The sequence below is a fragment of the Yinghuangia seranimata genome (genome assembly GCF_029953285.1).
Taxonomy (GTDB): Bacteria; Actinomycetota; Actinomycetes; order Streptomycetales; family Streptomycetaceae; genus Yinghuangia; species Yinghuangia seranimata.
Window position 1 is genome coordinate 1 of record NZ_JASAOI010000025.1, and the last position, 9,640, is coordinate 9,640.

The 9,640-nt window shown below is 72.8% G+C and carries 10 protein-coding genes; 4 read left to right on the forward strand and 6 right to left on the reverse strand.

What is annotated here, in order from left to right; all coding sequences use genetic code 11:
* Positions 1–97 precede the first annotated feature (97 nt).
* Complete coding sequence (locus QI554_RS17290) at positions 98–772, reverse strand: Crp/Fnr family transcriptional regulator (RefSeq protein WP_281470882.1); 675 nt, start codon at positions 770–772, stop codon at positions 98–100.
* A 260-nt stretch (positions 773–1,032) separates the two neighbouring features.
* Here QI554_RS17290 and nth point away from each other — a divergent pair, with 260 nt between their 5' ends.
* From nth to QI554_RS17305, 3 genes are all read left to right on the forward strand, one after another.
* Positions 1,033–1,836, forward strand: a complete 804-nt coding sequence (gene nth, locus QI554_RS17295) for an endonuclease III (protein WP_281470883.1) — start codon at positions 1,033–1,035, stop codon at positions 1,834–1,836.
* The gene (locus QI554_RS17300) at positions 1,833–2,570 is read left to right on the forward strand and encodes an NUDIX hydrolase (RefSeq protein WP_281470884.1); all 738 of its coding nucleotides are present in this window, start codon (positions 1,833–1,835) and stop codon (positions 2,568–2,570) included. Before nth ends, QI554_RS17300 begins: the two co-directional genes overlap by 4 nt.
* Positions 2,571–2,679: 109 nt before the next feature.
* Positions 2,680–3,864, forward strand: coding sequence for a MarP family serine protease (locus QI554_RS17305; RefSeq protein WP_281470885.1), 1,185 nt, complete (start codon positions 2,680–2,682; stop codon positions 3,862–3,864).
* Between the two features lie 470 nt (positions 3,865–4,334).
* Here QI554_RS17305 and QI554_RS17310 read toward each other — a convergent pair whose 3' ends face one another.
* From QI554_RS17310 to QI554_RS17330, 5 genes are all read right to left on the reverse strand, one after another.
* Positions 4,335–5,255 carry an alpha/beta fold hydrolase gene (locus QI554_RS17310; RefSeq protein WP_281470886.1) on the reverse strand — a complete coding sequence of 307 codons (921 nt, stop codon included), beginning with the start codon at positions 5,253–5,255 and terminating at the stop codon, positions 4,335–4,337.
* A 26-nt stretch (positions 5,256–5,281) separates the two neighbouring features.
* A complete protein-coding gene (locus tag QI554_RS17315) occupies positions 5,282–5,698 on the reverse strand; it encodes a phage holin family protein (protein ID WP_281470887.1) in 417 nt (138 codons plus the stop codon).
* A 114-nt stretch (positions 5,699–5,812) separates the two neighbouring features.
* Complete coding sequence (gene nhaA / locus QI554_RS17320; RefSeq protein WP_343230790.1) at positions 5,813–7,042, reverse strand: Na+/H+ antiporter NhaA; 1,230 nt, start codon at positions 7,040–7,042, stop codon at positions 5,813–5,815.
* Positions 7,043–7,354: 312 nt separating this feature from the next.
* On the reverse strand, positions 7,355–8,056 hold the full coding sequence (gene merB, locus QI554_RS17325) for an organomercurial lyase (protein WP_281470889.1): 702 nt from the start codon (positions 8,054–8,056) through the stop codon (positions 7,355–7,357).
* The gene (locus tag QI554_RS17330) at positions 8,053–8,943 is read right to left on the reverse strand and encodes a GNAT family N-acetyltransferase (RefSeq protein WP_281470891.1); all 891 of its coding nucleotides are present in this window, start codon (positions 8,941–8,943) and stop codon (positions 8,053–8,055) included. The genes merB and QI554_RS17330 overlap by 4 nt, the downstream gene beginning before the upstream one ends.
* An 87-nt stretch (positions 8,944–9,030) precedes the next feature.
* Here QI554_RS17330 and QI554_RS17335 point away from each other — a divergent pair, with 87 nt between their 5' ends.
* Positions 9,031–9,543, forward strand: a complete 513-nt coding sequence (locus QI554_RS17335; protein ID WP_281470892.1) for a protein-tyrosine phosphatase family protein — start codon at positions 9,031–9,033, stop codon at positions 9,541–9,543.
* The last annotated feature ends 97 nt before the right edge of the window (positions 9,544–9,640 follow it).

The window sequence follows — 9,640 nt, forward strand, 5'->3', positions numbered from 1 at the left end:
CTGCCCCACGGGCGCGCGCGGGGGGCGGCCTCACCGCCCCGCCCCGCCCCCGGGGGGCCCCCCCCCCGCGGCCCCCCCCTCCGTGTGTCCGTCGGTGTCAGCGCGAGCGGCGTGACAGCCGTTCGACGTCGAGCAGCACGACGGCCCGCGCCTCCAGGCGCAGCCAGCCGCGGCTGGCGAAGTCGGCCAGCGCCTTGTTGACCGTCTCGCGGGACGCGCCGACCAGCTGGGCCAGCTCCTCCTGCGTCAGGTCGTGCGCGACGTGGATGCCCTCCTCTGCGGGGACGCCGAAGCGCCGCGACAGGTCGAGCAGGGCCTTGGCGACACGCCCCGGAACGTCCGAGAACACCAGGTCGCCCAGGCTCTCGTTCGTGCGCCGCAGGCGGCGGGCTATCGCACGGAGCAGGGACAGCGCGACCTTGGGCCGGCCGTTGAGCCACGGCTGCAGGTCCTGGTGGCCCAGGCCGAGCAGCCGCACGTCGGTGAGCGCCGTGGCGGTGGCGGTGCGCGGGCCCGGGTCGAACAGCGACAGCTCGCCGAACATCTCGCTGGGGCCGAGCACCGCGAGCATGTTCTCGCGGCCGTCGTTCGAGCTGCGGTGCAGCTTGATCTTGCCTTCGATGACCACGTAGAGCCGGTCGCCCGGGTCGCCCTCGTGGAAGAGCGAGTCACCGCGCTCGAGGCTGACCTCGGCCATGGAGGCACGCAGCTCGGCGGCGTCCTCGTCTTCGAGTGCCGCGAACAGCGGCGCCCGCTGCAGAACGTCGTCCACGAGGGGTCCCTCCTTGCCTGGCCCGATCACCCGATCGGGGCCTGGCGGTCAAACAGTGCGATCGGTCACAGTCTGACGCACGCGGATCAGGATTCGTCACGCGGGTGGCCCTCATCACTTTCCGGAGCCAACCGGTTGTGTCCGACATTTCCCCCGCGTGATCGGGTGTATGCGTGTCGTGCTCTGGTTGTGCTCTGGTCATATGTAGCACTGACCAGCGAACCCCGCACGCGCGGGAGCGGTCTGCGTAGGCTTGCCGGGTGCCGAGTAAAAAGCCGGAGAGCAACCTCGCCCTCGTCCGCCGGGCCCGCCGGATCAACCGCGAGCTGGGGGAGCTGTACCCCGGCGCGCACTGCGAGCTCGACTACGAGGACGCCTTCCAGCTCCTGGTCGCCGTCGTGCTGTCCGCGCAGACCACCGACCGCAGCGTCAACAACGTCACGCCGGCGTTGTTCGCGCGGTACCCGGACGCGGAGGCGCTCGCGCAGGCCGAGCCGGCCGAGCTCGAGGCGATCATCAAGCCGACCGGGTTCTTCCGCGCCAAGGGCCGGGCGATCACCGGCCTTGCGCAGGCGCTCTGCGACCGGTTCGGCGGGCAGGTGCCGCGCAAGCACGCGGACCTGGTGACACTGCCCGGCGTCGGCCGCAAGACCGCGAACGTGGTGCTCGGCGAGGCGTACGGCGTGCCCGGCATCAGCGTCGACACCCATTTCGGGCGACTGTCGCGGCGTTTCGGCTGGACCTCGGAGGAGGATCCGGTCAAGGTCGAGCACGAGGTAGGCGCGCTGTTCCCGAAGAAGGACTGGACGCTGCTCTCGCACCGGGTGATCTTCCACGGCCGGCGCGTGTGCCACGCGCGCAGGCCGGCCTGCGGCGCGTGCGGAATCGCACCGCTGTGCCCGTCGTTCGGCGAGGGGGAGACCGACCCGGAGAAGGCTCGCAAGCTCCTGAAGTACGAGCTGGCCGGACAGCCCGGCCAGCGGCTTAAGCCACCGGCGACGCCGGTGCTCGCGACCGGGGCCGCACCCCCGAACGGGGCGGCACCAGGGGAGGACGCGCCATGACCGAGACGACCACCGACATAGCCGTCAGTGCCGAGGGCCTGCCCGACTGGCTGCGCCCCATCGCCGAGGCCGCGCGCACGGTGCGCGCCGAGCAGCTCAGCCGCTTCCTCCCGCCCGCCGAGGGCGGCCGGGAGTCCGCCGTCCTCGTGCTGTTCGGGCACGGCCCCGACGGCCCCGACGTGCTGCTCCTGCAGCGCGCCACCACGCTGCGCAAGCACGCCGGGCAGCCGGCGTTCCCCGGCGGGGCGATCGACCCGGAGGACGCCGGGCCGGTGGACGCCGCGCTGCGCGAGGCGCGCGAGGAGGTCGGCCTGGACCCGTCCTGCGTCCAGGCGTTCGGCACGCTGCCCTCCCTCTACATCCCGGTCAGCGACTTCGTCGTGACGCCGGTGCTCGGGTGGTGGCGCGAGGCGTGCCCGGTCGCGCCCGTGGACGCGGCCGAGGTGGCGCGGGTCATCCGCGTCCCGATCGCCGACCTCGCCGACCCGGCCAACCGGGCGCGGCTGCGCCACCCGACCGGCTTCCTGGGCCCGGCGTTTCTCGTCGAGGGCATGGTCGTGTGGGGCTTCACCGCCGGGCTGCTGGACCGCACGATCGCGCTGTCCGGCTTCGAGCGCCCGTGGGACCAGAGCCGCGAGGTCGAGCTGAGCGAGGCCGAGTGGCGGCTGGCCCGCCGCGGCACGGACGGGGCGGCGCTGCCGACCGAGTCCGCGCCGGAGCCGCTCGACCCGTAACCGGGGCGCGGCGCAGGGGCGTTGTCCGGTGTCCCGGGCGTGTCACACGGCGGCGACGGGCTCGTCGCCGCTGCGGACATCCGGCGGTGTGCCGTGAGACCGTGACCAGGTGAACGTCCTGGACCTCATCCTCATCGTGGCCGCCGTCGCCTTCGCCGTGTCCGGCTACCGGCAGGGCTTCATCGTCGGTGTGCTGTCGTTCATCGGCTTCCTCGGCGGCGGTGTGCTGGGGATGTGGTTCGTGCCGTTCATCCTCGAGCACTTCGACCCGGGCCTGGGCCCGTCGATCGCGGCGATCTGCGTCGTGCTCGTGACGGCGACGCTCACGCAGGCGATGGCGACGTCGCTGGGCAGCAGGCTGCGCCGGCACCTGACGTGGACGCCGGCGCGGCTGGTGGACGCGGCGGGCGGCGCGGTGGTGAGCGTGTCCGCGCTGCTGGTCGTGGTGTGGCTGATCGGCTCGTCGGTGGCCGGGTCCACGATGCCGACGGTGGCGCGCGAGGTGCGCGGCTCGCAGGTGCTCGGCGGCGTGCAGAAGGTGCTGCCGCAGGGCGCGGACACGTGGTTCTCGTCGTTCAGCAACCTGCTCGACAGCAACGGCTTCCCGCAGGTGTTCAGCCCGTTCGTGCACGAGGACATCCCGCAGGTGCCGCCGCCGGACCCGACGCTGATGGCGTCGCCCGCGGTGCAGAGCTCGCGGGACAGCATCGTGAAGATCGTCGGCACGGCGAAGAGCTGCGGCAAGGTGATCGAGGGCTCGGGCTTCGTGTTCTCGCCGGGCCGCGTCATGACGAACGCGCACGTGGTCGGCGGCGTCCGCAAGCCCACCGTGCAGGTCGGCGGCGAGGGCAAGCAGTACGAGGCGGACGTCGTGCTGTACGACTGGCGGCGCGACATCGCCGTGCTGTCGGTGCCGGGCCTCAAGTCCCCGCACCTGCAGTTCGACTACAAGGTGCAGCCGGGCGCGGACGCGATCGTGATCGGCTTCCCCGAGAACGGCGCCTTCCACGTCGAGCCGGCCCGCGTGCGCGCGCAGATCAAGGCCGGCGGCCCCGACATCTACAAGCGCGGCACGGTCAGCCGCGACGTCTACTCGCTGTACGCGAAGGTCCGCCAGGGCAACTCGGGCGGCCCGCTGGTCGCGCCGAACGGCAAGGTCTACGGCGTCATCTTCGCCAAGTCGCTGGACGACGACTCCACGGGCTATGCGCTGACCGCCGACGAGATCCGCGAGGACGTCGAGGCGGGCATCCGCAACACCAAGGCCGTCGACACGCAGGGGTGCGCGCTGTAGCCGCCCCGGGCGGTGGGGGAGATGAGCGCCACAGCCGTGGAGCGGCGCTCACCCCGGCGCCGGAGCGTCGTGCGGGCCGCCCTCTGGGGGCGGCCCGGTGCGACGTGTGCCTAGTGGGGTGCACGTATCCGCAACGTCAGCCAGCGCACGCGCCGGCGGAGTATGGCGACGAGTCCCGCGAAATGCCCCGCGCGGTCGGGGGACGACCATTGGTACGTCCGGCTCATGTCGGGGCGCCTACCCCGGCTCCTCAGCGGATAACCGCGCCATGCCATGCGCACAGGATGTCATGCGGGGGGATCATCCTGGTTTGTCGAGAAGTGCCAGGAATTTCGCGGGAGTTAATCACCTCTGCACGCCTTGCCGGGCGCCCGGTGCGCGCCGGTGCGCGGCCGGGGCGCACGCACCCGTCCGGACGACTCCCGCGGTTCTGCGCTTCTGCGCTTCTGTGCTTCTGCGGGTCGGCGGTTTCAGCGCTCCGGCTCGGGGTCCTTCAGCCAGCTGAGCAGTTCGTGCGTGAACGTCTCCGGGGCCTCCTCGTGCGGGAAGTGGCCCACGCCGTCGAGCAGCCGCCAGCGGTACGGCGCCGCGACGTACCGGCCCGAACCCGCCGCGGTACGCGTGAGGATGGCGCCGTCGAGCGAGCCGTGCAGGTGCAGCGTCGGCACCGACACGGGGGTCTTCATGCGCGCCGCGTACTGCAGACCGTCCGGGCGCGGCACGGAGCGCAGCATCCAGCGGAAGTGCTCGGCGGCGCAGTGCGCCGTGCCGGGGATGAGCATCGCGCGCCGGTAGCGGGCGGCGACCTGCGGTTCCGGCCAACCGGGCGCGGACCACTCGCGCATCAGCCGCTCGACCATCTCGGCGTCGTCGCGCACGAGCTGGCGCTCGGGCAGCCACGGCCGCTGGAATCCGAAGATGTGCCTGCTCGCCGCGATCTGGTGACGGTCGGTCAGGAGCGCGCCGCGCAGCCGCCGCGGGTGCGGCATGGACACCGCGACGAGGCGGCGCACCAGCTTGGGGCGCAGCACGGCGGCGGTCCAGCCGAGCAGCGCGCCGAGGCCGTGCCCGACCACCGTCGCGTCGGGTTCGCCGAGCGAGCGGATGACGCCGGTGACGTCCAGCGCGAGGGTGATGGGGTCGTAGCCGCGGGGCGGGCGGTCGCTGCCGCCGTAGCCGCGCAGGTCCATCGCGACGGCGCGGAACCCGGCGCGGGCCAGCGCCTCCATCTGGTGCCGCCACGTCCACCAGAACTCGGGGAAGCCGTGCAGCAGGAGGACGACCGGCCCCTCGCCGAGCTCGGCCACGTGGAAGCGCGCGCCGTTGGCCGCGATGTCCCGGTGTGTCCAGGGACCTTCGATATTGACCGCAGAACTCTCGGGAACCGTCACGTCAGCAGAGTTGCACAGGCCGAGGGTCAGCCGACGCTCTTGAGCGTGGCGACGGTCTCCTGCGTCGTGCGGATCGTGCGCTGCGGCGGGCGGACCTGCTTGAACCAGCGCACGCCGAAGAAGCCGAGCAGGACGGCGATGAGCAGGTAGCCGCCGCCGACGATCAGGAAGGACCAGCCGAGGCCGAGACCGAGCGCGTGGATGCCGTACGCGAGGGCGACGCTGAGGAACGGGAACGCGAAGAACGCCAGCGCCCCGGCGGCGATGAAGGCGCCGCTGCCCTTCGCGGCGTGCATCGCGTTGATCTTCAGCTCGCTCTTGGCCAGCTCGATCTCGCTGCGCACCAGCGTGGACATGTCCCGCGTTGCGTCGGAGAACAGCTCGCCCAGGGACCGTGTGTCGACGGGCACGTCCTGCGCGCGGGGCCTCTCGGTGCCTGCCATGCTCTCTCCTCGTCGTGGTCCGGCTGCTGCTGCCGTCTCGGTGGTAGCACCGATCATGCCCTGCCCCGGCTCCCGCTATCCACCGGGGCACGGCGTACGGGTGTGACGGATGTTTCAACTTCCCGTCACGGGGTCCTGTCGGTAGCAGTCGGGGATGCCGTCGCCGTCGTCGTCGCGCTCCTCCTCCTCGACGATCCGGCGGTACTTCGCGTTGCGGATCCGCAGGACGACGGTGGCGAGCGCGGCCGCGATGAGCGAGCCCATGAGGACGGCGGCCTTGGCGTCGTCGGTGAGCACGGCGTCGCCGTCGAAGGCCAGTTCGCTGATGAGCAGCGAGACGGTGAACCCGACGCCGGCCAGCATCGCGACGCCGAGCACGTCGGACCACGCGAGGTCCGCGTTGAGTTCGGCGCGGGTGAACCGGGCGGCGAGGTAGGTGCCGCAGAAGATGCCGACCGCCTTGCCGGCGACCAGGCCGATCATGATGCCGAGCGGCATCCGGTCGGTGAACACGTCGCCGAGCACGCCGCCGGACACCGCGACGCCGGCCGACAGCAGCGCGAACACCGGCACCGCGAAGCCGGCCGAGACGGGCCGCACCACGTGCTCGAGGTGCTCGGCGGGCGAGCGTTCCTCGCCCTCGTCGGGCCGGACCCGCATGAGCAGGCCCATCGCGACACCCGCGACGGTCGCGTGCACGCCGCTCTCGTGGACGAGCGCCCAGATCGCGAACGCGAGCGGCAGGTAGAACCACCAGCCGCGCACGCGGTAGCGCTGCAGCGCGTAGAACACCACGAGCCCGGCGACCGCGGCGCCCAGGGCCGCGAAGTTCACCGACGACGTGTAGAAGACCGCGATGATCGTGATCGCGAGCAGGTCGTCGACGACGGCGAGGGTGAGCAGGAACGCGCGCAGCGCGGACGGCAGGTTGGTGCCGATGACGGCGAGCACGGCGAGCGCGAACGCGATGTCGGTCGCGGTCGGGATCGCCCAGCCGTCGAGCTCGCCGCCGCCCGCGTTGACCGCGAAGTAGAACAGCGCCGGCACGGCCATGCCGCACACCGCGGCGATGACCGGCAGCACCGCGGCGGCGGGGTTGCGCAGTTCGCCGACCACGAGTTCGCGCTTGAGCTCGATGCCGGCCACGAAGAAGAAGATCGCGAGCAGGCCGTCGGCCGCCCACTGGGACAGCGTGAGGTCCAGGTGCAGCGCGGACGGGCCGAACCGGAAGTCCTTGAGGCTCTCGTACGCGCCGCTCCAGCCCGAGTTCGCCCAGATCAGCGCCACGACCGCGGCGATCAGCAGCAGCGCGCCGCCGACCGTCTCCGTGCGGAGCGCGTCCATGAGGAAGTTCTTCTCGGCGAGGGTGGACGGCCGCCGCAGGAAGGTACGGCGGATGGCGGAACGCACGGGCAGGCCTCCTGGTGGCGACGGCTCGCAGGCGTATACCGCGCTGCGGAGCGGACAAAACGGTCGGGGGCACCGTGTGCTCCCGTGCCGACCAGGCTTCCCGGCATGCCTCCTGGCGAGGGAGGCCCTGTGGTGACCCCGGGCGCCGATGCCTCCGCCGCGGATGCGGCGGACAGGCGGAAACCGTCCCGGGAGCCGCAAGTATATCGACGAAATGTCGACACATCGGGCTGCGGGGCGCCGCGCTCAGAGCCCCCAGAACGGGCCCTCAAGGCCGGCCGCGCGGAAGTACTCGGCGGCTTCGGCGGGTTCGCGGCGCCGGTAGCCGCGGTCGAGCCGGCCCGCGTACCAGCCGCGCGCGAGCCGCCACAGCGTCGGCAGGTCCATCACATAGCCGCGCGGCCGGCCGGTCGCCTTCAGCCAGCCGTCGACGCAGCGGGGGCGGCAGAACAGCCGCTGGTTGCCGCACGTGTGCACGACGTCGTCCCACATGTGCGCGGCGGGCACGAGGAAGTGCGCGACGTGGGTGCCGGGCGGCGGGGCGTCGCGGTTGACGACCCATGCGAGCGGGGCGCCGCAACCGGGGCAGCGGGTCGCGACCAGCACGTCCGGCAGTGCGGGCAGCAGGTGCGGGATCGCGAACGCGTCCCACGCGCAGCCGCCCCACCACAGCGTGTCGGGGCCCATCACGGAGAAGCCCAGGGGGACGGACGAGAACGGGTGCGCCATGACGACGCTCCCGTCCGCGCCCAGCGCGAGGTGCCGCCGCGCGGAGAGCGCGCGTAGGCCGCCGCGGACGTCGTCGTCGGACAGCCCGAGCCCGGCGGCGAGTTCGGCCGCGCCGGGGGCGCGGCCGGTGGAGGCGAAACCGCGGTAGACGGCGAGGCGCAGGTCCTCGAGCGCGTCGTCGGTGCTGTCGTCCGCGTCGGCGGCGGTGTGTGGGTTCACACCGGGACCACTTCCCCGTCCGGGGCCGGGAACGCCAGCATGACCCGGTCTTCGAGCGGAACGTAGCCGATCCGCTGGTAGATGCTGTTGCTGGTGGGGTTCGCCAGGTCGGTGAACAGAACGACCTCGTCGGCGCCTTGGGCGAACGCGTCGGCGGTGCGCGCGGCCGTCACGGCGCCGCCGTAGCCGCGGCCGCGGTGCTCGGGGGGCGTGTAGACCGGTCCGACCCGGGCGACACCGGCGGCCAGCGGCTTGTTGGCGGCGACGGACACCACCTCGCCGGCCGTCTCCCACACGGTGAACAGCCCGTGCGCGATGCGCAGGTCGTTGGCGGCCGCGAGCCGTGCCGGGTCGACGTTGAGGTGCCCCAGGGAGACCTCGAAGTCCGTCAGCATGCGCATGAGGACCTCGCGGTCACCGGGGCCGGCGGGTCGCGCGGCGCCCTCCGGCATCGGGTCCGGCGGCACCAACGCGTCCAGCCGGTAGAGGCGTTGGCGTTCCGCGACGGTGGCGACCGTGCCGGTGCGGTCGTGCCAGGCCGCGGCGACGGCGGCCGCGGTGTCGTCCCCGGCGATCATCCAGGTGACGGGGCGCGGGCCACCCAGCAGCACGTCGACGAACGACGCGACTTGGGGGAGGGGGAGGGCGCCGAGCAGCAGCAACGGGAACGGCGGGGTGTGCGCGAACGCGCTTGCCACCGTGCCGTCGGCGTCGGCCAGCACACCGAACCGCGGCGGCTCCGTCCCGAAGGCGTGGTCGCCGCGCTCGCGCAGGTCGGCCAGCAGGGTGAGGGCGGTGGTGTTCGACACCGGGTCGGCGTAAAGGAATTCGCCCGCAGCGGATTCGAACGCGGCTCGGTCGTGAGTGTCGGTCCAGGCCATGTCCATACGCCATCCTGACGGGATGGATGACGTGCCCGCGAGCGTTTTGTTCGTCGGGCAGAGGTGGCGGACGGGCGGTCGAGGGGAGCGGGGATGAAGGTGCGCCGGGACGACGGGTACGTGCCCAGGCCCGACAGTCCTTGGAGCGAGATCATCCACAACCTGTGGATGGGCGGCCACTACTACCGGACGCCGCTCGGCGGGCTCGAACACGCGGTGGTGCGCAACCAGTTCGAGGTGGTCGTCAGCCTGTACGAGGAGGAGGGGCACGGCCCGAACCCGGACGTCGAGCACCACTTCTCGTTCGTCCCGGACAGCGCGCTGACCCCGGCGCAGATCGCGGTCGTCGAGGGCCTGGCCGAGACCGTGGTGGGCGCGTTGCGCGCGGGCCGGCGCACGCTCGTGCGCTGCCACTACGGCTACAACCGGTCGGGGCTGGTGGTGGCGCAGGCGCTCATCGCGCTCGGCTACGACGCGCCGACCGCCGTGAAGATCATCCGCGAGCGGCGCTCGCCGTTCGCCCTCCACAACCAGGTCTTCGTCGAGTACCTCACGGCGGGGCTGGACATAGCGCGACTGCTCAGCGGGCTCGACGAATCGGCCTGACCGGTCGGAACGGCGGGGGGGGGCCGCGGGGGGGGGGCCCCCCCCGGCCCCCCCCCCCCCCGCCCCCCCCCCCCCCCCGCGGGGGGGGCGGGGGGCG